A 26,928-nucleotide genomic window follows, 5' to 3' on the forward strand; every position below is an offset into this window, starting at 1 on the left:
TACTCAGGCACCGGCCTTGTTCAGGGTCATGTCCCAACTGGTGCCCGCCACGCCTTCCTTGGTGCCGTCGTCTTTCTGCGTGGTCAGTTCCCATTTGATCTTGGTGAAGTTCAGGGAAATGGTTTCCACCGGCTTGCCACCGGTGCCGCCGCTGACACTGACGTTGGAGAAGATCACGTTGGTCAGGGTGTAGACGATGAAGGGCATGATCTGCCCGCTGCTCTCGGCGGCGTTGCGGCCGACGGTGATCTTGGCCTCGGCCACCGGCTTGCCGGAGACGCAATAGAGATTAAGGTTGGGGGTGGAGGTATCGATGAACTTGGTCAGGGTGAATTCGCCGACGAAGGGCTTGCCCGAGGTCCGCTCGGTGTTGCTGACGTCGTTGGTCACCTGCATGGCGACGTTGTGGCTGTAGGACATGATCTCGATCTTGTCCTTGTAGCCTTCGATCAGCGAGTCACCTTTGATGTCGTCGCCCAGGTCCAGAATGATCGCATCCATCGCGTGAAGCTCCTGCAGTCAGAAAATTCGAATAGGTAGGGAAAGCACTCCTGCGGGCCCGGCCCGCAGGAGCCGGGGTCAGGCAGCGACCGGTGGTGGCAGCGTGGCTACCAGGCGGATCGAGGCGGTCAGCTCTTCGAGCTGGAAGTGCGGACGCAGGAACACCGTGGCACGGTAGGCGCCCGGCTTGCCGGCGACCTCGGTCACGTCGATGCGGGCTTCACGCAGCGGGTACTGGGCCTTGATGTCCTGGGGCGCGTTGTCGTTGACCAGCACGTAGTCGGCGATCCAGTTGTTCAGGTAGGTCTGTACGTTGTCGCGGGTCATGAAGCTGCCCACCTTGTCACGCATGATGACCTTCAGGTAATGGGCGAAGCGCGACGACGCCAGTACATACGGCAGCATCGAGGAGATCCGCGCGTTGGCATTGGCCTCGTTGGTGTTGTAGGTGCGTGGCTTGTTGGTGGTCTGGCCGCCGAAGAATACCGCGGTACCGGTGTTTTTCTTGTGGCACAGGGCGATGAAGCCGAGGTCGTTGAGCTCCTTCTCGCGGCGGTCGGTGATCGCCACTTCGGTCGGGCATTTGAGGGTCAGGTCACCGGACGCGGTCTTGAAGGTGTGCTGCGGCAGGTTGGTCAACGCGCCACCGCTCTCGGCGCCGCGGATCGCCGCCGCCCAGCCGAACCTGGCGTAGGCGTCGGTGATGCGCCGGGCCAGGGCCCAGGCGGCGTTGCCCCACAGGTACTGTTTACCGTCCGGGTCGCTGACGTTCTCGGTGAAGTTCATGCCCTCCACCGGTAGTGTGTCCGGGCCGTAGGGCAGGCGCAGGAGGAAGCGCGGCAGCACCAGGGATACGTAGCGCGAGTCCTCGGTGTTGCGGAAGTCCTGCCAGGGGCCCAGCTCCAGGCTTTCGAACAGCTTGGCCAGGTCCTTCGGCACGCCCAGGTCGGTGAACTGCTTCATGTCGAACAGCAGTGGGCTGGCCGCGGCGATGAAGGGCGCGTGGGCATTGGCGGCGACTTCGGACAGCTTGCGCAGCAAGGCGATGTCCTGCGGGTGGCGGCCGAAGAAGTAATCGCCGACGAGGACGCTGAACGGGTTGCCACCGAAGGTGCCGTATTCCTCTTCGTAGATCTTCTTGAAGAGCACGGTCTGGTCGAAGTCGACAGCGCGGGTCAGGTCTTTCTTCAGTTCGTCCTGGGACACGTTGAGCAGGCGCAGTTTCAGGCGGGTGCTGGTCTCGGTGTTGCTGACCAGCATATGCAGGCCGCGCCAGGACGCTTCGAGCTTCTGGAAGCCTTCGTCGTGGAGGATTTCGTTGAGCTGGTCGCCGATCAGCTTGTCGATCTGCTCGATGCGGTTGTTGATCAGGGCGCGGGTGTCAGGGTCTTCGCCCTGGCTGACAGTGAGGGCCTTGTCGAGCACCTGGCTGGCGAACTCGGCGATCAGGTCCTGGGCGTAGACCTTCTGGCTCTCGTCATGAATGATCTGGCCTTCCTGGATGATCTTTTCCAGCAGGGTCAGGGTCTGGGTGCTGCCTTCGCTTGGATTCTCGGTGCTGGACGCGGGCATGGTGAAGTCTCCGGATGCAAGGGGAGTGATCGGGCGGGCGAATCAGGCGTCGGGCCGGTTACTTGGTTTCCGGGGTTTCGCCGGTATCCGTGTCGTCTGTCTTGTCTTCGGGCTTGGCGTCGATTTTCGCCGTGGCATCGGAGCGAGCCGCCTTGATCAGCTCAAGATCCTCGTCGGCACTGGACAGCACCTGCTTCAGCATTTCATCGAGCCTGTCGTTGCCATCGAGCTTGGTCAGCAGATCGCGCAGGCGCTCGCGGGCACCAAACAGCACCTTGAGTGCATCGACTTTTTTCACCACGTTGATCGGATCGAAGTCTTCGATCGACTCGAAGACCAGCTTGGCGCTAAGAGGGGAGTTACCACCGCTGAGGGTGTTCTTGACGTTGACGGTAACGCTGGGCTTGATCGAATTGAGGACCTGGTTGAAGTTGTCGCTGTCGATCTCGACGAAGCGACGCTCATTGAGTTTTTCCGGGTTGGGCGTGGCGCCGGAAAGGTCGGCCAGAATGCCCATGACCAGCGGCAGTTCCTTTTTCTCGATGGCGTTGCCGATTTCGACGTCGTAGGTGATCTGCACACGAGGCGGACGAACCCGGCCCAGCTTGTGCTGAATACTCTCTTCCATAGTGGCTGACTCCGATGCAGAAGGCGGGCGCAATGCAACGGTTTCCCACTGATCGCATTCCCTTGCTTAGACCGCGGAGCGGACACACTCGCGTTGGAGGATCCTGTTTTCCGCAATCACCTCAATTCGTCGTGGTGGCGAATTGGCATGGATGCTATAACAGGCATCCGGAAATGCAAATAAAACTTTTCTTGGATCATTATGCGTCTTAAGAAGTTCAAGTTTTTCAGGATGACGGTGATACTTTTAGGCTTGGCCCATATGGCCGGCTGCGCCTATTTTGGATCCAGGGTAAGTGTCGACGGAGTTACCCTCGATGTTGCTTTGCGTGCAAATGATGACTCGCCCATCGCGGTCGACTTTATTGCAGTCAACGATAATGATTTGCTTGCAAAGTTATCGGGACTTACAGCAAAACAATGGTTTGCAACGCGCGATCAATATCAGCGCGACTTTCGTCAATATCTTTATGTCTGGGGCCTGGAACTGGTGCCGGGACAGTTGATTGAATCCTCGACCTTCCCGCTGGACGGAAAACCCTCGGTAGGGCTCGTGGCCTTTGCCAATTACCAGAGCCCGGGCGCCCATCGCCTGCGCCTGGAAGACCAGCGCAGCATCCGCTTGAAATTCGATGCGCGCGAGATGACCCTGCTCGACCAGAACCTGCGCTGAGCGCGGGCGCGTTTGCACAGATGCCAAATACAGGATGTCAAGGGAACCTATGAGCGTGCGACCTGATGTGGTCTGCTGGTACGAAGGCATGCAACTGCTGCCCCAGCATTTTCAGTTGCAAGGACTGCGGGCCGAGGCCATCGCCGCGCACCTGGCCAGGGCCGCCAACCCCTGGTACTGGGGCGTGACCCAACTGTCCTGGGAGCAGCCGGCGCTGGTCGCCGGCAAGCTGCGCATCCTTGGCCTGGAGGCTACGTTGCCCGACGGCATGCCGATCAGTATCGAACCGGGGGAGGGCGGCCTGCCCGAGTTCGACCTGGTCGAGGTGATCGCCGCCGCGCCCGATGCCAGTGTCACCCTTTACCTCGCCGTCAGCCCGATCTGGCAGGGCCAGCGCCTGCGTCCGCTGGACGGTCGCTGGCGGTCGGCGCTCAGCGAGCCGGTACCCAACCTCGACAACAACCTCGATGACGAGCCCGTCCAGGTCTGGATACCGCACCCGCGCCTGGTGACCGATGCCAGCAAGGCCGACACCGTGTGCCTGCCGTTGCTGCGGATCAGCAAGGCCGATGGCGGCTACAAGGTAATGGATGATTTCATTGCACCGACGCCGCGCATCCTGCCCGAATCGCCCCTGGGCCAGCGGGTCTTCCAGCTCTGCGCGATGATCCGCGAGAAATGCGTCTTCCTCGGCAAGCGCCTGCAGGCGCTGCAAGGGGATGCCGCTAGTGCCGAGGAACTGCGCCGGCAATCGGCAGCCCTGTGGGCGCGCCTGCCGGAAGTCGAAGGCCTGCTCAACAGCCGCATCGCCACGCCCCAGGGCCTGCACGGGCTGTTGCTGGGCATGGCCGGCAGTTGGTCGGTGCTCGATCCGGCCAGGGGCGTTCCGGCCTTTGCGCCGCTGGATTTTCTTGACCTGTACCGCGGCTACGACGAGGTGCTGCGCTGGATGGAGCAGGTACTGGGCAAGCTGCGCCTGGGCTATCGCAGCCATCTGTTTAAACAGATGGGCAATGTCTACGAGATCAGCCTGCCATCGTCGGCGGCCAGCCAGACCCTGGTCATCGGCCTGCGCATGCCGGCCGGAACGCCCGAGGAGGGTGCCCGCCTGTGGCTGGGGCGGACCATCATCGCCTCTGCCGCACAGGTGCCCGAACTGGCGCGCCAGCGCCGCCCGGGCCTGGCGCACAACCCGATGAGCCGCAAGGATCAGGTGGCCTACGGGGTCGGCGACGATACCCGCCTGTTCGTGATCGAGGCCGGTGGCCCGGGTTTCGACCCGCACCAGCCGTTGCAGATCGTGTCCACCGGCTCGGGTGAAGCCTTCCGGCCTTGGCAGATCGTACTGCTGATCGACGACGACCACGAAGAACAAGACGCCTGACACGGTAGGGAAGCCTATGCCAGAAGGGATTGCCGTTTCGCGTTATCGCGGCGTGCAGGATGCGCCCCTGACCAGTGCCTTTCACCAGGCCTGGCAGGACTGGGCGCAAGCCTGGGACGAACTGGACAAGCGCGGCCAGGACCTCGACAAGCTCGTCGACCAGGTGGTCGAGCTCTCCACCGGCGCCACCCGCCGCCTCTGGCGTACGGCCTTTGCCAGCGTCGGCGATTCGGCGCCCTTGCAGGTCAAGTCGATGGTCTACGCCTTCGTCGCCCTGGTCGACGAGACCCTGCTGTTCGCCGACTGGCCCGGCCAGCCGGTGTGGCAGGAGCGCCCCCTGGAGTTGCGCCTGTACAGCAGCCGCCAGGCCGGCGATCGCCTGCCGGTGGAGATCAAGCGCCTGCTCGATGAGCAGGCACCGACCAGCCAGGACCTGGGCAATGTGTACCTGTTGTGCCTGATCCTCGGTTTCCATGGCCGCCTGCGCGGACCGGGCGGCGAAGCGCTGCACGCCAAATGGCGGCATGCGCTGTACAACTTCACCCGCCAGCGTGATCCGGACTACACCAACGTCAGTGCTTTGCTGGCAGAGCCGGCCAGTGTCCGCCCACAGCAGCTTGCGCCGCGTGAAACCATGGGCGACGGGGTGCGCCTGGGCCTGCTGATCCTTGGCGTGACCTTGCTGCTGGTCGCAGTCGGCCACCTGTTCTGGCGCGATATCGGCCAGGAGCTGTCGCCGGTGCTGCACCTGGCCGTGCCCCACCAAGTCCAGGAGCCGATTTCATGAGCCTGTCCGTCGTGGCCTGGGTGATCGGCATCCTGGTCGTCCTGCTGCTGGTGGTGCTGCTGGTGCTATGGCTACGCAGCCGCAATGGCGCGACGGTGCGCAGCTTTTACCTGGCCGTGCGTCAGATGGAACACGAACAGGGGGTCAGCGACCGCTACCAGGCACCCTGGCTGCTGATGCTCGGTGACGAGGTCGAAGGCAAGCGTCTGTGCGCCGACTGGAACCTCAACCCGGTGGACAAACCGGCCTGGTTCGGTCGCTGGTGGGCGGATCCCAGCGGCGCTGTACTGGTGGTGCCGCAGGCGCTGTTCATGCCCGGCGAAGGCATGAAGCAGGCCAGCGGCTGGTGGAACCTGATCGGCCTGCTATTGCGCCTGCGCACGCGCCGACCGCTGGACGGCGTGATCTGGACCATCGCCGCCGCCGACCTGCTCGACGCCGACCGTGCCGCGACCCTGGGCCTGGACGCACGCCGGCGCTTCATCGACCTGCTGCAGCGCCTTGGTACCAGCCTGCCGGTCTATGTGCTGGTCACCGGGATGGACGAGGTGCCGGGCTTCCAGGAACTGGCCCGGGCCTTGCCGGAGCAGGCACGCAAGCAGGCGCTCGGCTGGTCGTCGCCCTATCCGGCGGAGGCGGCCTGGCAATCGCAGTGGACCGACGACGCGGTGGATGGCATCAGCCATGCGCTGTCCGAGGCGATCGTGCAGATGGGGACCCTGTCCGGGCAACTGAGCAACGAACTGGACACCCTGCCGCAGCGTTTCGAGGGCATGCGACGCAACCTGCAGATGCTCCTGTGGCCGGTGTTCCAGGGCAACACCCACGGCGAGGCGCCGGCGCTGCGCGGCCTGTACTTCACCGGCACCCAGGCGATGCCGGGCGAGGCCGGGCCATTGACTGCGCTGGACCAGCCGCGGGTGCAGAACGTCTTCGCTCACGGCCTTTGGCAGCAGCGCATCAACGCCGAGCGCGGCCTGGCCCGGCCGATTCCGCGGCTGTTGCAACTGCGCCAGCGCTGGCAGCGGATCGTCGCGGTGAGCGCGGCGGTGGTCGGTGTGCTCTGGGCCATCGGCATGATCTGGGTGTGGCGCGATTCGCTGCGCGATGCCGGCGAATTGTCGCGGCTGTTGCAGAACGCACAGAACGACTACGTCGCGGTCCCTGACGACAGTCATCGCCAGGAACTGACCCGGCACAACGTGCAGAGTTTCTGGAACGTGCTGGAGCGCGCGCCACGCTGGCACTTCACCTCGCTGGCCTATCCGACCTCCTGGTTCTCGTCGCTGGACGACGACATGGACCGGGTGCTGCAACGCACCGCCATGACCCATATGCAGCAGCCGATCCACGACCTGCTGCAGGCCGAGTTGCGCGATGTACTGGCTATCGCCGAGGCCACCCGGCGTACGGCTGCGCCCCAGGGCGGTGACCCGGCGCAATGGCCGAGCTACCTCAAGGCGCGCGAACTGGTGCACAAGGTGCTGCGCCTGGAGCAGGCGGCCGGTCTCTATGTCCAGGCCCAGGCCAACCAGAAGACCCCGCTCGACCAGTTGATCCCGCTGAGCAACCAGGTCCTGGACATGAACCTGAACGCCGGGACCCTGCCCAGCGAGCGCTACTACAACCGCCTGCTGGTCAACCAGGGCATCAGCCCGCTCAAGCCGTTGGACCTGTCGCTGTACCGCAGCACCATCCAGGGCAACTTCAACCAGTTGATGGGCAACTGGCTGGGGCACTATTTCCGCACCGATGGCTATGTCGTTTCCGCCGGCTACCTCAAGCTCTACCTTGACCGCCTGGAAAACGGCGCCGGGCAGACCCTGCGCGAGCTGGAACATGTGGATGCGCTGATCGAAGACCTGCAGTCGGCCATCGACCTGACCAACTCCACCTGGAGCCGCGGCAAGGGCCAGGACCTGGTGGCAGGCTACGGGGAACTGCTGGAAAAGATCCGCCAAAGCAAGCTGCTGGGCCCGGCCATCGCCGACGAGACCGAGCGCCAGGCCGAGCAGATGCAATACGCCTTCAAGGAACAGTGGATCGCCCAGGGCTCGTCGAGCCGCAACCTGCTGGTGCAGAACGCTGCCGGGCAACTGGCCTTGCAGGACCGCATCGTCCATCTGCAAAGCGCGATCAACCTCTTGCTCAAGCGTGACTTCGTCGCCCGGGCCCTGCGCGAGGATGCGCTGGGCGAGGCGACGCCGCTGAGCCATGTGGATGGCGAGGGCCTGCGCCTGGCGCAGAGCTATGCCGACAGCTACCGGCAGTATGCCCACGAGTCGCTGGCGGGCATTCCCCCGGTGTACCGCAATGCCCTGCTCAAGACGGCCGAAACGGTGGCGGGCGACGCCATGTGGGCCAGCCTCGGCCGACAGACCGTGGACAGCGAGCTGCCCGGCGCCGCGACCTTCCAGGTGCGCACCGACCAGGCCCTGGCCGTGCACGGTGCGTTTATCCAGTTGCAGCGTCCGGACCTGGCCAGCGGCCTGCAAAGCGCCTTGAACCGCAGTGCCCTGGCCGATGTGTCCCTGGCCATCGAGGAGGTGTACCGGCAGCCGCTGTTCCGCGACTACAGCGCCATCAACCAGTGGGACGGCACCAAGGACCTTGGCCTGCGCCTGTTCCGTGCAGTGGATTCCCAGGACCTGAAGGGAAGCCTAGAGCAACAGTTCGCCGTGATCACCGCGATCACCGAACAGGCGGCGCCGGCCAAGGACTGGCTGATGACCCAGTTGCCGAGCCTCAACCTCGGCGAGGCGGAGCTGGTCAACCACTTCAATTCCCTTAGCGAGGAGATGGTCAAGTACAAGGCCCAGAACCCGTCCAGCTCGCCAGCCCTGATCACCCAACTGATCGTGCGCGACTTCAACGACATGGACCAGGGCAGTTGCGCCAAGATCCTCGGCTCGGCCCTCGCGCCCCATGCTTCCGGGCAACTCACCCAGCACTGGAATGCCCTGCAGCGTACCGCCCTGCAGCGTTGCCAGTACCTCCAGCGGCAGAGCGTGGCCGGCGCCTGGAACGAACTGGCCGGCTATTTCAATCAATACCTGGCCGGGCGCTTCCCCTTTGCCAGCGACCGCCATGCGCCAGACGCGGACCCTGCACGGGTGCAGTATTTCCTCACCCTGATCGACAACCGCCTGCCACAGGCGCGGGACGGTCTCGGCCTGCTGACGGTTCGCGATCGCGCGGCGGCCGGCGAATTCCTCGACCGGATCGCACTGGCCCGCCCCTGGCTCGGGGCGATCCTCATGCGCGACAAGGCCGGTCTGTCCGGGATCGACATGGAAGTGACCTGGCGTACCGACCGCGACAGCGAACGCGGCGCCGACCAGGTCATCGCCTGGACCCTGGCTGCCGGCAATCGTGAAATCGTCTGGCCGGGAGATGAGCAGGTGTTGCACTGGAGCCTTGGCCAGACCCTCGATCTGCGCTTGCGCTGGGCCCGCGACGGCACCCAGCGGCCGGTCAACGACCCGGTGCAGCAGCAACTCCACGTCAACGGCCTGGAAGCCGAATGGCAGTACCAGGGGCCTTGGGCGCTGCTGCGCATGATGGCGGCCCACGGTTCCACGTTGCGCCAGCCGAATGTCGACTACACCGAATTCCCCCTGAGCCTGGAAGTGCCGGTGCACGCCCAGCCCGAGGAAGACAACCAGACGCGGATGTTCCTGCGCCTGTCGCTGATGAGCCAGGGGGGCAAGGCGCCCCTGTCCATTCATCCGCTGCCGGTCCAGGCGCCGTCATCCCCCCTCGGCTACGCCTCGCGTGCCGTGGTCGATTCAGGAGACCTACCATGACTACCCCCGGCTTCTCCGCGCGGGTCAGCCAGCTGCTCGAGCCCGTTTCCGCGAACCTGCCCTGTGGTACCGACCTGCACTACGAGGCGGTGTTCGACCGCATCAAGGAACTACGCCGCGAAGATGACACCAGCCTGCCCACGGGCGTGTGGTCGACCACCGAGGTCAAGCGTGCCGACTGGGAAAAGGTCGAAGTGATCGCCAGCGATGTCATGAAGACGCGCAGCAAGGACCTGATGATCGCCGCCTGGCTCGGCGAGGCCTGGCTGCACCGTGAGGGGCTCAAGGGTATGGTCGATGCCCTGGCGCTGATCGGTGGCCTGTGCGAGCGCTACCCTGGCGATCTGCATCCGCAACTGGACGACGATGACCCCGGTCGTCGCGCCGCGCCGCTGCTCTGGATGGCGCGGCGCTATGACGAGGTGATCCATACCCGGATGCCATTGTTTCCCCAGGTATCCGCTGAGATCGGCGTCTTCAACCTGTACAGCTGGCAGCAGATGAAGCAACGCCAGGTGCAGATCAACGACAGCAAGCCGGCCAAGGTCGCTGCCGAAGCGGCCCAGGCATTGCAGAACAAGGTCAACGACGAGGTCCGGCGAACGCCGGTCGCCTGGTGGCTCGAAGGGGTCAAGGCGGTGGAAACCACCAAGGCGCAACTGTTGCTGCTCGATGGCTGGTGCGATCGCAACCTGGGCGGCGAGGGGCCTTCGTTCGTGCGGTTGCGCAAGCAACTGGACAACCTGGAAAACCTGCTGCGTGAATTCCTCGCGCTGCACCCGCCGCAATTGCTGCCGCCCGAGCCCGAAGCCACGCAACCCGAACCGGAGAAACCCCGCGCGATGGACCTGTCTGCCGCAATCGAACCCCGCGCGCCGTTCGCCGAGCCGCGCACCCGTGAGGAAGCCTACCGGCAACTGCTGGTGATCGCCGACTACCTGGCCCGTACCGAGCCGCACAGCCCGGTGCCGTACCTGATCCGTCGCGGCGTGGAATGGGGCAACAAGCCGCTGCGCGAACTGCTGGGCGAACTGATCAATTCGGATGCCGAAGCGCGGCGGTTGTGGACCTTGCTGGGGGTTCTTTAACACAGCGACGACGCGGTCCCTGGTTGCAATGTGGCCCCTGTGGGAGCTGGCTTGCCAGCGATTTGGCCGGCATTGACCAAGATGTTGTCAGGTCTGGCCTCATCGCTGGCAAGCCAGCTCCCACAGGGGCCGCGTGAGGGCTGATATGCTGTGCCCTTTTTCCAGCAAGGACCTCTCATGAGCGCCACCACCCCCGACGGCCTGCCGGTCTACCGCCTTGTCACCGGCAAGGACGATTCCGCCTTCTGCAAACGCATTTCCGAACTGCTCGCCCAAGGCTACCAACTGCATGGTTCGCCAACCCTGACCTACGACCCGCAGCAGCAAAGCGTGATCGCCGGCCAGGCGGTGATCTGGGCCGGTCGCAAGCTCAGCGACTGAAGATCCGCTGCACCCCCAGCGTGATCAGCGCTGCGCCCGCGAACCCGTTGATCCAGCGCTCGACCCGCAGGTACAGCCCGCGCAGCCGGGAGGTGCCGAACACCATGCCCAGCCCCACATGCCAGGCGAACGACAGCACGCCGATCAGCACCACGGTAACCACGTAGAACCACAGCGGCGGATGGGCCGGGAAGATCGCGGCGAAGGCACTGGTCCAGAACGCTGCGCCCTTGGGGTTGGTCACGCAGGTCAGCAGGCCGGTGCGAAAGGCCGCCAGGCGCGAACCGTCCAGTTGCAACTGGTCGATGACGGTGCTGCGTGGCACCGGGTGCAAGGCCGACCAGAGCAGGCGGCCGCCATACCAGACCAGGTAGGTCGCGCCGAGCAGGCGTACCGCCGATGACAGCCAGGGATGTTGCGACAGGAGGGTCGCCAGCCCGGCGATCGAGAGGATGACCCAGAACACCGAGCCGGTGCCGATGCCGAAGGCCACATAGCGGGCGTCGCGATGGCGCTGGTTCAGGGCCATCTGGCTGAGGATGAAGAAATTCGGTCCGGGGCTGGCCAGGACGGCCAGGTAGATGCCGGTGATCAGCAGCAGGGAATAGAGGTAGGTCATGGTCGCGGCCGGGCAAGGGGAGTGACCTCGATGGTGCACCAACTCCCCTTGCTTTGTCAGTTCCGGCCTATCGCTGGCAAGCTCCCACAGTGTCATGCGCTGCTCATGAGGCTTGTATCAATTCCATCCATACCGCCGCGCAAACCATCCCTTCATCGCCTGCACCACGCCCACATAGCCCACCAGGATGGCCAGCAGGAACGGGAAGTAGGTCCACGGCAGCGCCTGCAACTTGAAGTACCCGGCCAGTGGCGACATCGGCAGCAACAGGCCGATGGCGACGATCGCCACGGTCATCGCCAGCAGCGGCCAGGCCGCCCGGCTCTGCACGAAGGGCAGCTGGCGGGTGCGGATCAGGTGCACCACCAGGGTCTGCGACAGTAGCCCTTCGACGAACCAGCCGGACTGGAACAGGGTCTGGTGATCCGGCGTGTCGGCGGCGAAGACGAACCACATCAGCGCATAGGTGAGGATGTCGAAGATCGAGCTCAGCGGGCCGAAGAACAGCATGAAGCGCCCGATGTCCTCGGCCTGCCAGCGCTGCGGGCTACGCAGTTGCTCGGCATCGACATGGTCGAACGGGATCGCGGTCTGCGACACGTCGTACAGCAGGTTCTGCACCAGCAGGTGCAGCGGCAGCATCGGCAGGAAGGGCAGGAAGGCACTGGCCACCAGTACGCTGAAGACGTTGCCGAAGTTGGAACTGGCGGTCATCTTGATGTACTTGAGCATGTTGGCAAAGGTCTTGCGCCCTTCGACCACGCCTTCTTCGAGCACCATCAGGCTCTTTTCCAGAAGGATGATGTCCGCCGCTTCCTTGGCGATATCCACCGCCGAGTCCACCGAGATGCCTACATCCGCCGCACGCAGGGCCGGGGCGTCGTTGATGCCGTCGCCCATGAAACCGACCACATGCCCGCGCTGGCGCAGCAGGCGCACGATGCGCTCCTTGTGCGCCGGGGTGAGGCGGGCGAACAGGTTGCACGCGGCGGCGCGCTCGCCCAGTTGCCGATCGCTCAGGGCATCGATCTCGCCACCCAGCAGCAGGCCCTTCAGCGGCAGCCCCAAGTCATGGCAGACCCGGCGAGTGACGCGCTCGTTGTCGCCGGTCAGCACCTTGACCTCGACCCCCTGTTCGGCCAGCACCTTCAGCGCCGCCGCCGTGCTGTCCCGTGGCGGGTCGAGGAAGGCAATGTAGCCGGTCAGCAGCAGGTCGCTTTCATCGGCCACCCGATACTGCTCGCGAGCGCCCTGCAACTGCCGTACCGCTACCGCGACCACTCGCAGGCCATCGTCGTTGAGGCTGGCGGTGTGCTGGCGGATGCGCGCCAGCAGGGCCTCGTCCAGGGGCACCTCGTCGCTGCCGATGCGCACCCTGGTGCACACCTCGAGCACTTCTTCCAGCGCACCCTTGCACACCAGGCGGTGGCCGTTGTCCTGCTCGCCGACCACCACCGACATGCGCCGGCGCTGGAAGTCGAAAGGGATTTCGTCGACCTTGGCGAAACGCTCACCGAGGCGCGCCATGCGTCCGGCATCGGCGTGTTCCAGCACGGCGACATCCAGCAGGTTCTTCAGGCCGGTCTGGTAGTGGCTGTTGAGCCAGGCATCGTCGAGCACCGCGTCACAGGGGGTGCCGAACACATCGGTATGGCGTTCGAGGACGATGCGGTCCTGGGTCAGGGTGCCGGTCTTGTCGGTGCACAGTACATCCATGGCGCCGAAGTTCTGGATGGCGTCCAGGCGCTTGACGATGACTTTCTTGCGCGACAGCACCACCGCGCCCTTGGCCAGGGTCGAGGTAACGATCATCGGCAGCATTTCCGGGGTCAGGCCGACGGCGATGGACAGAGCGAACAGCGAAGCTTCCAGCCAGTCACCCTTGGTGAAGCCGTTGATCAGCAGTACCAGCGGCGCCATCACCAGCATGAAGCGGATCAGCAGCCAGCTGACCTTGTTCACCCCTTGCTGGAAGGCGGTGGGCTCGCGGTCGCTGGCCAGGACCCGTTCGGCGAGGTTGCCGAACCAGGTGTGCTCGCCGGTGCCGACCACCAGCGCGCGGGCGCTGCCGCTGACCACGTTGGTGCCCATGAAGCACAGGTTGTCGAGCTCCAGCGGGCTGCCGGCGGCGCCATGACGGGGCAGGGCGAATTTCTCCACCGGCAGGGACTCGCCAGTGAGCGCCGCCTGGCTGACGAACAGGTCCTTGGCTTCCAGCACCCGCAGGTCGGCGGGGATCATGTCGCCGGCGCTGAGCAGCACCAGGTCACCGGGCACCAGGTCGCGGAAGGCAATTTCCACCGCTCCGCGCCGGTCGGCCCCGGGCACCCCGGGCCGCAACACGCTGGCGGTATTCGCCACCAGGCTTTTCAGACGCTCGGCGGCGTGGTTCGAGCGCGACTCCTGGACGAAGCGCAGCAGGGTGGAGATCAGCACCATACTGCCGATTACGGTAGCGGCCTTGAGGTCCTCGGTCAGCCAGGAAACCAAGGCCAGCAGGGTCAGCAGCAGGTTGAACGGGTTGCGGTAGCACCACCACAGGTGGCGCAGGGGCGAGACCGGTTTTTCCTGGCCCACCATGTTGGCCCCGGCCCGCGCGCGAATGGCTTCGACGCGAGCCTCGTCGAGCCCTTCGGCACGGCTGCCGAAGCGCTGGAAGAGGGCGTCGTTATCCAGTTTGGCGACCAGGGTGAGCTGGCGCACGAAGTCTGCAGGCAGGTGACTGCGGGCGCTGCCGCCACGCAGTGATTCAAGGATCGCCTGGCGGCGCAGGTGCCGGCTCAGGCCGTGGTCGAAGAAGGCCAGCAGGCGCTGGCCGAAGCGTTTGAACAGCATGATCTACTCCCGGGTGGTTGCCGCGCGGGCCGCCACCAATAGGGCTTGCGCAGCGCAGGGAGTGCGCTGTCGTCGGGTCAGGCCGGACGGCAGCGCGAAAGGCGATCGCTAGCTGCCGCCCAGCCCGGTTCTGGGTGTCACGGGACTGGGGTCGGGATTCATGGCCGGGCTCCGGATGCTCCTGTCGGGTTGATGTTCAGCGGCTTCAATCGGCCGCCAGTTCGAAGACTTGCCAGCGGACCGAGCTGACGCCTTTTTCCAGGCTGATACGGCTGACCAGGCGCTCCAGCTGGCTGGTAGCGTCGTGATTGCCGAGCAGTTCGGCGCGCACCTCCAGTTTTGCCGGGTTGGCCTGGTCCTCGCTGTGCAGCGATTGCAGGCGCAGGCTGGCTCCGTCGAAGCTGTGCAGCATCAGGCTGCGCACCTGGATTTCATCCTCGGCGCGGCAGACGATTTCCACGACATAGTGCTGGGCCGATTCGGTGGGCGGCACCACGTCCTGATGGTTCAGGCGCTGGGCGATATCGCGCAGCAGGATATTGGCGCAGAGCACCACCATGGCGCCCAGTGCGGCTTCCAGCAGCAGGCCCATGCTGCACAGCACGCCGATGGCGGCGGTGCACCAGAGGGTGGCGGCGGTGTTCAGGCCGCGGACGTTGAGGCCGTTGCGCATGATCACGCCACCGCCAAGGAAGCCGATGCCGGAGACCACGTAGGCGGCGATGCGCGAGGCGTCGCTGGCCAGGCCCGGGACGCTCTGGGTCATCAGCACGAACAGGCAGGCGCCGGTGCTGACCAGGGCGTTGGTGCGCAGGCCGGTGAGGCGCTGGCGCAGTTGCCGTTCGGCGCCGATCAGGGCACCGAGGACGAGCGCTGCGGCGGCGCGCAGCAGAAAGATTTTCCAATCCATGATTCACCTCCGTTTCTCTACGGATAGAGTCCGGTGTTGACGCCGGCTGCAAGCCGGCGCGAATGCGCGTTATGGATGGCGAAAGGTCGTGGCGTCACCGAGCCGCGCGAACGCTGCCGGGCAATGTCGGAAGGGAGAATGAGGATGCGTCATCCCGGACGGGATGCGGATCGCCACTGTCCGCTGTGATCAGCGAGACAGTGGCAGGGAAAGTGCTGCCGGACGTGCTCGCTGTTCAGACCTGTCGCAATCGACTGGGACAACTGTCCAAGGCAGGACTCCTATGGGGGTTGAAATTGCGGCGCACCTTACTCGCGCAGGAGAGGCGGGTCAAGCGCTTCGCTTGGGGTTTCTACAAGGTCAGTGCAGGAGCGCCAGGATCGCCGTGGGCTGCGGGCTGGATGAAAGATTCGACATCTTTCTTTTCAGTACCGGCCTCATCGCTGGCAAGCCAGCTCCCACAGGTATTGCGTGCGCCGCCGAACCTGTGGGAGCTGGCTTGCCAGCGATGAGGCCGGTACTGACAACTCAGTCCTTGCTGCCCGGCATGTGCTGCTCGAACGCGTAGTCCATGGGCTCGAAGCGCTCGCTGCTATCCATGCTCACATTGCGCATCGGTGCGGTCTGCAGGTGGGTGGCGTAGAGCGGTTCGGCGCAATAGTTGATGAGGACCGAGCGGCGCCGTGCGCCCGACGTGTTGAGGCTGGCGCCATGGACCAGGTCGACATCGAACACCAGGATATCGCCGGCCCTTCCGGATACCTGCACCACGCCGGTTTCATCGTCGAAGTCGAACGGCGTTTCCCCCGGCTCGAAGCGATGGGTGCCGGGGACCAGGCGGGTCGCGCCGTTGTCCGGGCCGAAGTGGTCGAAGTAGGCCATGGCCGTTACCGTGTCCCCTGGCCGGTGTCCCCACATATCCCGGTGCAGGCGCTGATGGCCACCGCCGGCGAGGGGTTCGCGCCCCTCGACATGGGAGAGGAAGAAGGGTTCGTCGATGATCGTTCCCGTGGCCGCCAACAGTAAGGGCAGGCGGCACAGGTCCTGGATCCGCGGATGGCTGTCGAGCAGCGAGTGGCGCCAGTCGCGGCCACGGGGTATCGGCCATTCATGCGAGGCGCGGGCACCGGCGTCGAAGGCAGCGCGCAGGTCATCCAGCCAGGCCTCGGGGATCGCCTGGCGCAGCAGCAGATAGCCATCTCGGCGCAGTTGCTCACGGGGTGTCATGGTGATCAGTGGTCCTTGTTCTCGTTAGCTGATTTCCAGTCCGGTGACCCAGCCGCTTACCTGTTGGCCTGCGCTCGGATAGCTGGCGATCAAGGCGATCACGCTGAACAGGCTCATCCTTCTCAAGGGCAGAAGCTTCAATTGCCAATGAGGTGCCTGTCCGCGCAGGGTTCTTTCCATGAAGTTGAGCATTCGGGTAGCCGGTGTTCCGTTGGCCATTGGAAACTGGCTGCTGAACGCAGGTTTCGGCAAAGTCCATAGTCGGTAGCCAATGACCGGGCTAAGCACTGTCAGCCATAGCATGGACACAATCGTAAGTATGAATTTTTGCGTCGCGGCCATTGCCCGGAGTGTCCCGAATGCCTTCAGGGGTTGGCCGTTCTTGCGCTCGACGGCCCTTTTTTTGTACCGCTTCTTCGCCCATCTCCTCATTCCGATCGCCCCACCTTTAAACGAAGGTTCGAAGAACTCGAGGAGTTTCCAACTGGTCCAGAACTGCAGTTGCTTCACTTCTGGCGTGTTTCGATAAGGCAAAGGCGCAAGCAGCCAGGTTTCCAATACCAGCCGCTGGTTGATGGCCTGTGCCAGCAACGCATGGCGATGCCGGATCACCGCGTTGCTCAGTGAGCGGATGAACCGGACGTTCAGAGCGGGGATTGTCCTTTGGGTGATATGGATGGCCAGGCGGTCATCTCTGTCCCAGCTCAATCCGAGCCTTTTGTCCAGGCCGACGGTCAAGCCTTGCGATCCTGCTAGTGAGCCCAACAGGTAAGCAAGGCCGAAGAGAGCCAGCACGCTCGCGTAGCTCCATGATGGGCTGGTTCCAAAGACAAGATCAAAGCCCAGCACGAGCGCTTCGGCCAGTGAGAACAACATCAATGCGATGGAGATCCCTTTTACCAAGGTGTAACGGTGAAGACGGAACAGCTGACGGTAGACCTTGTTTCTGAAAAACAGGGGGCGTTTTGCTCTGGCTTTTGCGCCGGGCGGGTGGATTTCCCTGAGCATGGCGATCCAGAAAATCAGACACAAAGTGCCTGTGGCGGACAGCGCCGTGATTTCGCCCAGGGAAAGGTCTTTGCAAAAAAAACTCACGGCGTTGTTCTCTAGGTCATAACTGGAAAGCAGGATTGGATACCGCGTGGTTCCTCCTGGCATGGTCGCCATTTAGCGGCTTGCGACTTTCGCGGGATCACCTTGCAACCACCATTCATCGCGCTTGCCCGCCAGGAGCGACTCCAGCACCGAGACGCCCATTTCCCGGAGCGAGATCCGCTCGCGCTGCAGTACGTCATCCAGCAAGCCGAGCAGGTTGCGCGTCTGCGAGACCGATTTGGGCGTGTTGGTTTCGCTGCTCAGCACGCCATCGACATAGCTGCGCACCCGCTCGTTCTGGCTGGCCTGCTGGGTCGCGCTGGCCTCCACCAGCCGGTTGTCCTTGTTGAAGCCCAGGCGCGTGCTGCTTTTCGCTTCGTCGGTGATCTCGTGATAGCTGTAGTTCTGCGACTTGTAGTCCTTGCTCAGGGCCAGCGGCACTTGCGGGTTGGCCCCGACATGCCAGGCGGCGTCGAGGCGCGACTGCTGGTCCTGCTGGATCGAGCGGCTGGACAGGGCCTTGCCCTGGGCCGTGGTGCTTTGCGAAACCCGATAGTCGAAACGGTCGGTTTCCCCGGGCAGCAGCGGGTTGACCGACTTCGCCGGCTGGCCGATCGAGGCACTGAAGTCGGCAAGGCCGCTGAGCAGCAGCCGATCGTTTCGTCCCTGGGTCGAACCGGCCTCTTTGGCAAGCCTGCCATCGTCCACGCGGTTGAGCTGGACGAAAGCGTCCTTGAACAGGTTCATCAGGTCCTTGTCGCCGTTGCCGCGCTTTTGCGCTGCGTCGAACTGCTGCAGGTAGTTGTCGATCGCGGCCTGGCGCTGCCCGGCGTTGCCCAGCAGGCTGCTGTCGCGGGTATCCAGATCGAGCCTGATGTTCCCCGACGGCCCTTGCAGGCTCAGGTTGCGTGCCTTGTCATCGAGACTCAGGTCGAACACCTGCGGCTCGCCGCTGGCGGTTCGCAGGCTGGCATTCATCTGCAAGGACTTGAACAGGTTCGCGTCGAAGCTGACCAAGCCGTCCAGCTTGAGGCTTGGCGGTTCCTGGGCCAGGCCGTCGATGGCGGCCTGGAAACCCTCCGCCAGCGTTGCCAGGCCCTTGAGTTCGTAGGCATTGAGTTCACCGCCCTGGACCTCGGCGCTGACTGCGAGGCCGTTGTCGTCGCTGGCCAGGGACAGGGTAATGGTGGCGCCTGAAGCGGTGGTCAGGCTCAGGCTGATTGCATTGTCTGGCGCATGGCGCAAGCTGTCGCCGCGCAGCTTCACGGCTTCGGCGCCGGGTTCGGCGCCGGCAGCGTAGCGCAACGCCGATTGCGAAACGGACGTTCCACCCTTGAGGACCAGTTGCTCGACCAAGGCCGCCCCCACACCACGCACGCGTTCGCCCAGTGATGCCCCTTGTACCCCGGTCAGCAGGCTGAGGCTGAGCTTGTCGACGGCGTCCTGCTCCAGGGCATAGCTCGCGGTCGTGGCAGTACTGCGTGATGGGTAGGTGTAGCCATCGTTATCGTTGCGTGTCTGGCCCAGAGTGACATTGCCGCTGGTGGTAGCGGCGGGCGCTTGTACGCCGATGCTGGAGTCGGCTGCGCGCTGCGGCGCGGTGTAAACAGGCGAGATTCGCAATCCTGCGCTGATCGGGTTCATGAGTGGGCCCGTGATGTCCATAGTTGTCCAAGGGTTATCGGCGCTTGGGCGAGAAGCTTGAACGGCGCTCCACTTCAGCTGTGACACAATGCGCGCAGCCGCCCCGTCCTCGTCCAGGCCCGTCCATGAACAACAGCCAGTTGACCCTTATCTGTCACGCCCGCAGCGATGCCCAGCGCGTCGGCCGCTTCCACCTGGAGGAGGAGGGGGTGCTGGTACCGCTCGCCTCACCCGTCGCGCTCGACGGTCAGGCGCGCACGTTGGTCGCGCCGGAGTGGCGTACGCGACAGACTGCCGAGCTGCTGGGGCTCGCCGCGCAGCCCGAGCCAGCGCTGCGCGACTGCGATCTTGGGCGCTGGCAGGGCCTGTCGCTCAAGCGCCTGGCCCAAGACGAGCCCGATGCTCTGCAGCAATGGTTGCATGATCCCCAGGCCGCACCCCATGGCGGGGAGTCCGTGGCGCGGCTGTGCCAGCGGGTGGCGGACTGGCTGGAGGGCTGGACGGCCACCGGGCATTGGCAGGCCATTACCCACCCGATGGTGATTCGCGCGGCATTGATGCATGTGTTGCAATGCCCGCCGACGGCGTTCCAGCACATCGACGTGCTTGCGCTGTCGCGGCTCAGCCTCAGCCGCTACGACCGCTGGCGCCTGCGCATCGAGTGACGCGGCGGATCAGTCGAACACGCCACGCAGCGTCAGGGTGAAGTTGCGTGGCTCCCCGTAGTAGTTGCCGTACTCGGATGTCCCGACGCTTTCGTAATAGCGACGGTCGAACAGGTTGTTGCCCTTGAGCGCGACGGTCCAGTTCTGGTCCACCTTGTACTCCACCAGCGCGTCATATACCGCATAGCCCGCTTGGCTGAAGTCGTAGGCGCGGCTGTCGATGGCATTGCCTGCCGCATCGAGGCGATAGGCCTGGCCGGTCACGTAGGTCGGGCTCTGGGCAGTGATACCGCCGCCGACACGTACTGCCGATAGCGCGCCGGGCAGGGTATGGATGCTCCAGAGCTTGAACAGGTGCCTGGGCGTGATGGTGCTGTAGAGGGTTTCCTCGGTATCGTTCTGCACGCGGTTGTAGGTGTAGCCGGCAAGCACCTCCCAGCCCGGCGTGATTTCGCCGCTGGCCTCCAGGTCGAGGCCCTTGCTGACGATCCTGTCCTGGGCCAGGTAGCAGCAGGCGCCGCTGTAGCTGAAGGCTGGGTCGGGGTAGGCCGGGTCGATCGCGGCCTGATGCTCGCGGGTGGTACGGAACAGCGCCGCGCTGACGTTCAGGGCGCCGCCGAGCAGCTCGCCCTTGATCCCGGTTTCGTAGGTCTTGCCGGTCATCGGCTCGATGGACGTCGCGGCGTCTTCCGGCCCCATCAGTTTTTGTGCCTGGGGTTTGAATACCTCGCTGTAGCTGATGTAGGCCGACCACTGATCGTCCAGGGCGTAGATCAGGCCGCCGAAGGGCACCAGGGTAGTCGGCTCGCGATCGAACACGCGGTCCTGCAACGCCCAGGGTCCGCTGCCGTCGCTGTTGCGCTTGCTGTAGGCCTGCTCGAACTTGTAGCGCTGGGCACGGGCGCCTGCCACCAGCTTGAGCGGGTCGCTCAATTGCAGGCGCAGGGTCGAGTAGACGCCGTATTGCTCACGGGTGTTCGGTGAGTAATCACGCCAGAAGGCATGGCTGGAGTCGTCACTGGGTAGCGGCGTGGCTGACGGGTCCCACAGGTCGATCAGGCCGCCCTTGCCGACCATCCCGCCGGCGGCGCGCCAACGACTGGTGACCTTCTGGTAGTCGGCACCGAGCAGCACCTCGTGGCGGCGGCCGAAGGCATCGAAGCCGCCGGACAGGTTGATATCGAACACCGACTGCTCACTCCAGCTCGACACGTAGCTGCCCCACCAGTACGGGCCGGTGTTGCTGGTTTCGTCCACCGAGCCATACGGAATCACGCCTTCGGTAGTGGAGCTGTTGTAGTTCCAGGTGTATGAGCTATTGAGCTTCCAGTCCTCGCTCAGGTAGTGATCGACCTTGGCGAACCACTCCTTGGTCGAACTGTCGCTCCAGGCCTGGCGAGTGGTGTACCAACTGTGCCGCGGCAGGTGTACGTCGCCGCCGGTGCTGTAGCGGGGCAGGCCGTCACCGGTGCCGTTTTCCTTGACCTTGTCGTAACTGCCGCCGACGGTCAGCAACGTGTCCGCGCCAAGATCCGCTTCGAGGACGCCGTACAGCAAAGGCTTCTCGGTACTGCGGTTGTCCATGAAGTACTGGCGGTCGGTCCAGGCGGCCACCAGGCGCCCGCGCAGCGCGCCGTCGAACGCCAGGGGGCCGGTCAGGTCGACCTCGCTGCGGTAGTTGTCCCAGGAGCCGGCGGAGGTATCGAGCTTGAGCTGGTAGTGATCCAGCGGGCGCTTGCGCACCAGGTTGACGATGCCACCCGGGTCGCCGGTGCCGCCAAGCAGGCCGCTGGCGCCACGCAAGACCTCGACATGGTCATAGGCGGCCAGGTCGTAGAGGCGGTCGCTGTAGAAGGTACCGACGCCATTGCCGATATCCATCGGTGCGGCGCCGTCGATCTGCAGGTTATCGATGCCGAACCCGCGCGAGTAGAACTGTTTCGAGTGATAGGTGGCGCTGCGGGTGGTGATGCCCGGCGCCAGCTTCATGGCCTCGGGCAGGGTGGTCATGCGCTGGTCCTCGATGAGCTTGCTGGTAATGACCGAGACGCTTTGCGGGGTGTCCTTGAGACTGACCGGGGTCTTGGAGCCGATGCTGACCAGGCCGGTGGTATAGGACCCGGAGTTTTCCGTCATTTCGCCCATGCCCTGGCCGCTGATGGTAGTCGCGGCCAGTTGCAGGGCGTCGCTTTCGGGGCGCTTGACCAGGCGATAGCCGGGGCCGTCGGCAATGGCCTGCAGAGGGCTGGCGAGGAGAATCAGGGCCAGGCCGTCGGCAACCTTGTAGTCACCGCTCAGGCCGTCGCTGTGCAGGCCGGCGGTCAGCGCCGAATCCACGCCGATCATTATCCCGGCCTGCTGGCCGAAGGCGCCGAGGACGCTGTCCAGGCTGCCCGCGGGAATCCGGTAGTTGCGGCTTTGTTGCTGGGTCGCGGCCTCGGCGGCGAATGACGGCTGGCTGGCGCCCAGGGTAGCGCCGAGCAGGGCCAGGCGCAGGGCGAAGGCCAGTGGGGTAGGGCGTGAGAGCATGAAGACGATCCGTTGAGTGGGCAGGGGCACTGTTTTTCAGCGTTCTGCCTGTCTTGATGCGCGAACAGGAAAAAACTGCCAGGTATCGCGAATTATTTTTATTCGTAAGCGAGATTCAGGCGGGCAACACCGTGGTCCAGATACCCAGTACCCGCTCCACCTTGATCGGCAGCATGCGCGCCAGCAGCTCGAGGCTGGCCTGCGGGTTATCCAGCGAATACGAGCCCGATACTGGCAGTTCGGCAATCTCCGGCGCACACCGCAGTACTCCTCGGCGGTAGCGGTCGAGGTGGGCCAGGAGCAGGCCAAGGGGCATGCGCTCGGCGACCAGCAATCCGTCGCTCCAGGCCAGTTCGGCAGTTTGCACGGAGCGCGGGGGAGAAGCGCGCCCGGCCTTGAAGTTCAGCTGCTGTCCGGCACCAAGTGTCAGTCGATCGCCCTGGGCAAGTTCCAGCGCTGCACTGCCAGTGAAGACCTGCAGCTGGCTGCCGGGCGTTCGCGGCAGGTCCAGGGCGATCACCAGCTTGCTGGACGCCCCGGGCGTGACCCAGCCATCCCGGGTGCGAACGCGCCACTGGGGCTGGGAGCCGGTATTGATCAGCAGGCGGCCGAGATCCAGGTTCAGGTCGGTGGCGTGCCAGTCCACTGCGCTGCGCGTATCGATTTGCAACTCGACCCCGCCGGCCAGTTGCAGGCGCTCGCGCTGGCCGGTACCGGTGCGGTAGTCGCTGAACAGTTCCGGCACCAGGCCGGTTTCTCGCACCCCGATGCCTGCGGCGCCGAGCACCGCCAGGCCGGCAATGCCCTTGAGCAGCGTACGTCGCGAGCTGCTGCTGCGCGCCTGCAGAAGGCTGCGGGCTTTGGCCGGCGGCAGGTTGCGGGTGGTCTGACGCAGGTCCTGGTTCAAGCTGGCCAGACGCTGCCAGGCCAGTTCATGGTCTGCGTTCTGTGCCCGCCAGGCGTCGCATGCCTGCTGATCGGCCGCGCTGCTGACCCCGGATTGCAGCAGTACCATCCAGTGCAGTGCCTGGTCCAGCACCTGCTCGTCGATGCTCTGGCGCTGCAATGGCTGGAACGGCCTCACAGCTCGTAGACCGCGGCGTAGCAGGTGCGATAGGCCTTGAGCATGGCCTTCTGCACCACATTGACGCTGATCCCCAGCGCTTCGGCGATCTGCGGGTAGGTCAGGCCATCCAGTTGCGACAGCAGAAAGATTTCCCGTACTCGCGCGCCTAGCCCGTCGAGCACCCGACCGACCGCGTCGAGCGCCTCGAGGACCAGCAGGCGGGTCTCTGCCGAGGGCATTTCCTGTGGATCCAGGGCCGCCAGGGACGCCAGGTAGGCGTTTTCCAGTGCGCGCCGGCGGAAGAGTTCGGCGCACAGGCGGCTGGCCACGGTGGCCAGGTAGGCGCGGGGTTCGCGCAAGCCGGGTAGTGCGCCCTGGCGCATCAGGCGGACGAAGGTGTCCTGCGCCAGGTCCTGCGCCTGCTGATGGTTGCCCAGCTTGCGCCGGAGCAACTGGACGATCCAACCGTGGTGGGCCACATAGAGTTCGCCGATGGCGTGATGCGGGGACGCAAAGGAGGGCATGCGCGCGCTTCCATGAAAAGGTTACAGAATGGTGCGCATGGTAATACTTCTCATTAACTCTGTTGCAACTAATTCTTTTATCGCAAGCGCGCCGCAGAACCCTGTGGGTCCGCGGCGCGCTTGCGGTCTTCAGACTCCGCCCGGTGAGTCCAGCACCTGCCTGACTTTGCGCGCCAGGTCATGGGGCAGGTAGGGCTTGGAAATCACTTCGAATTCGGAACCACCGATATCCGTGCGCTCGATGGAGTTCTCCGCGTAGCCGGTGGTCAGCAGCACCTTGATCGACGGGTGATTGCGCCGCACTTCCCGGGCCAGCATCACGCCGTTCATGCCGCCGGGCATGATCAGGTCGGTGAACAGCAGGTCGTAGCGCTCGCCGGCCTCGAAGCGCTTCAGTGCCTCGCGGGCGTTGAGCACCAGATCGGCCTGGTAGCCGTAGTCCTCCAGAACCATTTTCGCCAGCTCCGCCACATCCGGGCGGTCCTCGACGATCAGCACGCTTTCGTGGCCGTTCCTGGCCTCCGCCGTCTTGTTTCGCTCCAGTGGCAGCACCGGGCCGCCGTCCACCGGGAAATACAGGCGCAGGGTGGTGCCGATGCCTTCTTCGGTATAGATCCGCGCGGTACCGCCGGACTGCTTGGCAAAGCCGTAGACCATGGACAGCCCGAGCCCGGAGCCCTTGCCTTCTTCCTTGGTGGTGAAGAAGGGGTCCATGACCCGGTCGCGGATGCTTGCTGGCATGCCGATGCCGTTGTCGGTGATCGCCAGGCTGACGTAGTGGCCAGGCAACAGGCCGTCGTAGGAGGTGGTGGCGAGGTCGCGCACGGTGACGTTGCGGGTCTCGATGAAGATCTGCGGCCTGGGCCGACCGATCAGCGCATCCCGCGAGTTGATGAAGATGTTCAGCAGGGCCACTTCCGCCTGGGTGGGGTCGATGCGGCAGTTCTTCAGTGTCTGCTCCAGGTCATATTCCACCTGCACGCCGTCGCCGAAGGTGCGGTTGACCAGCGGGCGCACGGTGTCCACCAACTGGTTGAGGTTGAGCACCCGGCCCTGCAGCTTCTGCTTGCGGGAAAAGGCCAGCAGCTGCTTGGTCAGGGTACTGGCCTTGTCCACCGCCGAGCGGGCGTGGAAGGTACTGCGGCGGATGCGCTCCATGTCCGGGGCCGGCTTCTCCGCCGCGGTACGGATCAGGTCGATATAGCCGCCCATGACCTGCAGCAGGTTGTTGAAATCATGGGCGATGCCACCGGTCAACTGGCCCAGGGCTTCCATCTTCTGCGACTGGTGCAGGGCGTCCTCGGCGTCGCGGCGGCGACTGACGTCCAGCTGCGAGGCGAAGAAATAGACCAGCTCGCCTTTCTCATTGAAGATCGGCGAAATGAACAGGGCATTCCAGAAGCTGCTGCCGTCCTTGCGGTAGTTGAGGATCTCGGTGGAAAAGTCGTAGCGCCCCTCGATCGCGCCGCGAATCGCCCCGACCACCTCCGGATCGGTGTCCGGCCCCTGGAGAAAGCGGCAATTGCGTCCGACGATCTCCTCCGGGCTATAGCCGGTCATATCGAGGAACGCCTGGTTGGCGAAGATGATCGGATTGTCCGCGGCGTTGGGGTTGGTGACGATCATCGGCATGCGCGTGGTTTCCACCGCGGCGAAGAAGATGTCCTTCGGGTGGCCGGAGATGTCAGCGGTCGAAGCATCGTCGACGCGGGTGGGGGTGTTGGGCACGATGAAGTCCTTTGTGACGGGGCTGCCTATACAGACAGCGCGACTGCCGCTTCGTTGCCTGCCCAGGTCTGATGACCGGAAAGGATACCGCCTGGAATCTCCAGCTTACCAAGCCGGCTATTACGGCACGGGGCGGTGGCGGCGGACGTCGCCATAGGTACACTGGACGTCCTTTGCCCGGACCTTTGTCACCATGCTCCGTACCGTCACCGACCTCGACCTGCGCCTGCTGCGCATCTTCACCACCGTGGTGCGCTGCGGCGGGTTCACCGCTGCGCAGGCCGAGCTGAACATGAGCCAGTCGAATATCAGCATGCAGATCGGCAGCCTGGAGCAGCGCCTGGGTTATCGCCTGTGCGAGCGGGGCAAGGGCGGGTTTCGCCTGACGGCCAAGGGCAAGCGGATTCTCGAAGCGTCGCAGGCAATGTTCGAAGCCATAGGCCTGTTCCGTGACGAGGCGCAGGGGTTGTCGGGCAACCTGGTGGGCGATCTTTATGTGGGCATGGCGGACAATGTCGCCACGTTGCCCCAGGCGCGCTTCGGAGAGGCATTGGCAAGGTTTCACCAACGCGAACAGGATGTGCAGCTGAATCTCTACGTCAACTCGCCGACCGAGCTGGAGCTGGCGGTGATCGATGGGCAACTCGACTTGGCAGTGTCCTATTTCAGCCGTTCGCGGCCGAGCCTGGAGTACCTGCCGTTGTATAACGAGGAGATTGGCGTGTTTTGCGGTGATCGGCATCCGCTGTTCAAAGAGGCTGACCCGGATTTGCAGCGGATTGCCGGATGCAACTGGATCAGTCACGGTTTCCTTCCGGAAAACCAGGACCTGCCGCTGCGTCCCTTGTGCAGTCGGGCCACCGCCTACCATATGGAGGCCGTGGCCCATGCGGTGCTGGCGGGAACGCACCTTGGGTATCTGCCGACCCACTATGCGCAGATCTGGATCGAGCGCGGGCGCATGCGTGCGTTGCAGCCGCAGCGCCTGAAGTACGAGGTGGTGCACAGCATGATCACCTACAGCGGCCGGCCCAGGAGCGAGGCGGCGCTGGCATTTGTCGAGGATCTGCTGGCGGTGCACGGACTAGTGGCACCCGGCGCCGGCTCAAGGTGTTCCTGATGGCATCAATGCCAAGGTGAGATGCGGGTCTCACGGGCCTCTCGCTGGCAACGCCAGCTCCCACAGGCTTAGCGTCTGGCCTGGATTTCGTGGTCTACCAGGAATCTTGTGGGAGCCGGCGTTGCCGACGATGGGGCCAGTAGCGGC

General features: G+C 64.4%; 21 protein-coding genes. 8 read left to right on the forward strand and 13 right to left on the reverse strand.

Annotation, left to right across the window (positions count from 1 at the left end; genetic code table 11):
- Nucleotides 1-3 precede the first annotated feature (3 nt).
- From N7650_RS11455 to tssB, 3 genes are all read right to left on the reverse strand, one after another.
- On the reverse strand, nt 4-501 hold the full coding sequence (locus N7650_RS11455; RefSeq protein ID WP_009395379.1) for an Hcp family type VI secretion system effector: 498 nt from the start codon (nt 499-501) through the stop codon (nt 4-6).
- Between the two features lie 78 nt (nt 502-579).
- Complete coding sequence (gene tssC / locus N7650_RS11460; RefSeq protein ID WP_064304262.1) at nt 580-2,073, reverse strand: type VI secretion system contractile sheath large subunit; 1,494 nt, start codon at nt 2,071-2,073, stop codon at nt 580-582.
- Nucleotides 2,074-2,131: 58 nt separating this feature from the next.
- On the reverse strand, nt 2,132-2,701 hold the full coding sequence (gene tssB / locus N7650_RS11465; RefSeq protein ID WP_279898258.1) for a type VI secretion system contractile sheath small subunit: 570 nt from the start codon (nt 2,699-2,701) through the stop codon (nt 2,132-2,134).
- Between the two features lie 201 nt (nt 2,702-2,902).
- Between tssB and N7650_RS11470 the strand changes: the two genes are divergently transcribed.
- The 6 genes from N7650_RS11470 (at nt 2,903) to N7650_RS11495 (ending at nt 10,819) form a co-directional block, all read left to right on the forward strand.
- Complete coding sequence (locus tag N7650_RS11470) at nt 2,903-3,373, forward strand: hypothetical protein (RefSeq protein WP_037058835.1); 471 nt, start codon at nt 2,903-2,905, stop codon at nt 3,371-3,373.
- A gap of 49 nt (nt 3,374-3,422) precedes the next feature.
- A complete protein-coding gene (gene tssK / locus N7650_RS11475; RefSeq protein WP_009395385.1) occupies nt 3,423-4,757 on the forward strand; it encodes a type VI secretion system baseplate subunit TssK in 1,335 nt (444 codons plus the stop codon).
- Between the two features lie 16 nt (nt 4,758-4,773).
- A complete protein-coding gene (locus tag N7650_RS11480; protein ID WP_279898260.1) occupies nt 4,774-5,544 on the forward strand; it encodes a DotU/TssL family secretion system protein in 771 nt (256 codons plus the stop codon).
- Nucleotides 5,541-9,350, forward strand: a complete 3,810-nt coding sequence (locus tag N7650_RS11485; RefSeq protein ID WP_279898261.1) for a type VI secretion protein IcmF/TssM N-terminal domain-containing protein — start codon at nt 5,541-5,543, stop codon at nt 9,348-9,350. The genes N7650_RS11480 and N7650_RS11485 overlap by 4 nt, the downstream gene beginning before the upstream one ends.
- On the forward strand, nt 9,347-10,438 hold the full coding sequence (gene tssA / locus N7650_RS11490) for a type VI secretion system protein TssA (protein ID WP_064304267.1): 1,092 nt from the start codon (nt 9,347-9,349) through the stop codon (nt 10,436-10,438). The genes N7650_RS11485 and tssA overlap by 4 nt, the downstream gene beginning before the upstream one ends.
- A gap of 177 nt (nt 10,439-10,615) precedes the next feature.
- Nucleotides 10,616-10,819: a DUF1737 domain-containing protein gene (locus N7650_RS11495; RefSeq protein WP_009395389.1), complete on the forward strand. Its 204-nt coding sequence runs from the start codon at nt 10,616-10,618 to the stop codon at nt 10,817-10,819.
- Here the strand turns inward: N7650_RS11495 and N7650_RS11500 are convergent.
- From N7650_RS11500 to N7650_RS11525, 6 genes are all read right to left on the reverse strand, one after another.
- Nucleotides 10,809-11,438: a LysE family transporter gene (locus tag N7650_RS11500; RefSeq protein WP_279898262.1), complete on the reverse strand. Its 630-nt coding sequence runs from the start codon at nt 11,436-11,438 to the stop codon at nt 10,809-10,811. The genes N7650_RS11495 and N7650_RS11500 overlap by 11 nt on opposite strands.
- Before the next feature lie 117 nt (nt 11,439-11,555).
- Nucleotides 11,556-14,273, reverse strand: coding sequence for a magnesium-translocating P-type ATPase (mgtA, locus tag N7650_RS11505; protein ID WP_279898263.1), 2,718 nt, complete (start codon nt 14,271-14,273; stop codon nt 11,556-11,558).
- Between the two features lie 205 nt (nt 14,274-14,478).
- Entirely contained in the window at nt 14,479-15,183 is a 705-nt protein-coding gene (locus N7650_RS11510; protein WP_279898265.1) for an MgtC/SapB family protein, read from the reverse strand.
- Nucleotides 15,184-15,711: 528 nt separating this feature from the next.
- A complete protein-coding gene (locus tag N7650_RS11515) occupies nt 15,712-16,410 on the reverse strand; it encodes a phytanoyl-CoA dioxygenase family protein (protein ID WP_279898266.1) in 699 nt (232 codons plus the stop codon).
- Nucleotides 16,411-16,434: 24 nt separating this feature from the next.
- Complete coding sequence (locus tag N7650_RS11520) at nt 16,435-17,577, reverse strand: hypothetical protein (protein ID WP_279898267.1); 1,143 nt, start codon at nt 17,575-17,577, stop codon at nt 16,435-16,437.
- Nucleotides 17,578-19,149, reverse strand: a complete 1,572-nt coding sequence (locus N7650_RS11525) for a hypothetical protein (RefSeq protein ID WP_279898268.1) — start codon at nt 19,147-19,149, stop codon at nt 17,578-17,580. It abuts the gene before it with no gap.
- A gap of 125 nt (nt 19,150-19,274) precedes the next feature.
- On the opposite strand from N7650_RS11525, the gene N7650_RS11530 reads away from it, so the two are divergent.
- On the forward strand, nt 19,275-19,814 hold the full coding sequence (locus N7650_RS11530; RefSeq protein ID WP_009395396.1) for a histidine phosphatase family protein: 540 nt from the start codon (nt 19,275-19,277) through the stop codon (nt 19,812-19,814).
- A 9-nt stretch (nt 19,815-19,823) separates the two neighbouring features.
- Here the strand turns inward: N7650_RS11530 and N7650_RS11535 are convergent, their stop codons facing one another.
- The 4 genes from N7650_RS11535 to N7650_RS11550 form a co-directional block, all read right to left on the reverse strand.
- On the reverse strand, nt 19,824-22,343 hold the full coding sequence (locus tag N7650_RS11535; RefSeq protein WP_279898270.1) for a TonB-dependent siderophore receptor: 2,520 nt from the start codon (nt 22,341-22,343) through the stop codon (nt 19,824-19,826).
- Nucleotides 22,344-22,458: 115 nt separating this feature from the next.
- Nucleotides 22,459-23,427 carry a DUF4880 domain-containing protein gene (locus N7650_RS11540; protein ID WP_279898271.1) on the reverse strand — a complete coding sequence of 323 codons (969 nt, stop codon included), beginning with the start codon at nt 23,425-23,427 and terminating at the stop codon, nt 22,459-22,461.
- Nucleotides 23,424-23,933: a sigma-70 family RNA polymerase sigma factor gene (locus N7650_RS11545; protein WP_064304279.1), complete on the reverse strand. Its 510-nt coding sequence runs from the start codon at nt 23,931-23,933 to the stop codon at nt 23,424-23,426. The genes N7650_RS11540 and N7650_RS11545 overlap by 4 nt, the downstream gene beginning before the upstream one ends.
- 129 nt (nt 23,934-24,062) lie before the next feature.
- Nucleotides 24,063-25,661, reverse strand: a complete 1,599-nt coding sequence (locus N7650_RS11550; RefSeq protein ID WP_009395400.1) for a histidine kinase famiy protein — start codon at nt 25,659-25,661, stop codon at nt 24,063-24,065.
- A gap of 193 nt (nt 25,662-25,854) precedes the next feature.
- Between N7650_RS11550 and N7650_RS11555 the strand changes: the two genes are divergently transcribed.
- Complete coding sequence (locus N7650_RS11555) at nt 25,855-26,781, forward strand: LysR family transcriptional regulator (protein ID WP_279898272.1); 927 nt, start codon at nt 25,855-25,857, stop codon at nt 26,779-26,781.
- Nucleotides 26,782-26,928 lie beyond the last annotated feature (147 nt).

Origin of the sequence: Pseudomonas sp. GD04058, assembly GCF_029836855.1 — a bacterium.
In the GTDB taxonomy this organism is placed as follows: domain Bacteria; phylum Pseudomonadota; class Gammaproteobacteria; order Pseudomonadales; family Pseudomonadaceae; genus Aquipseudomonas; species Aquipseudomonas bharatica.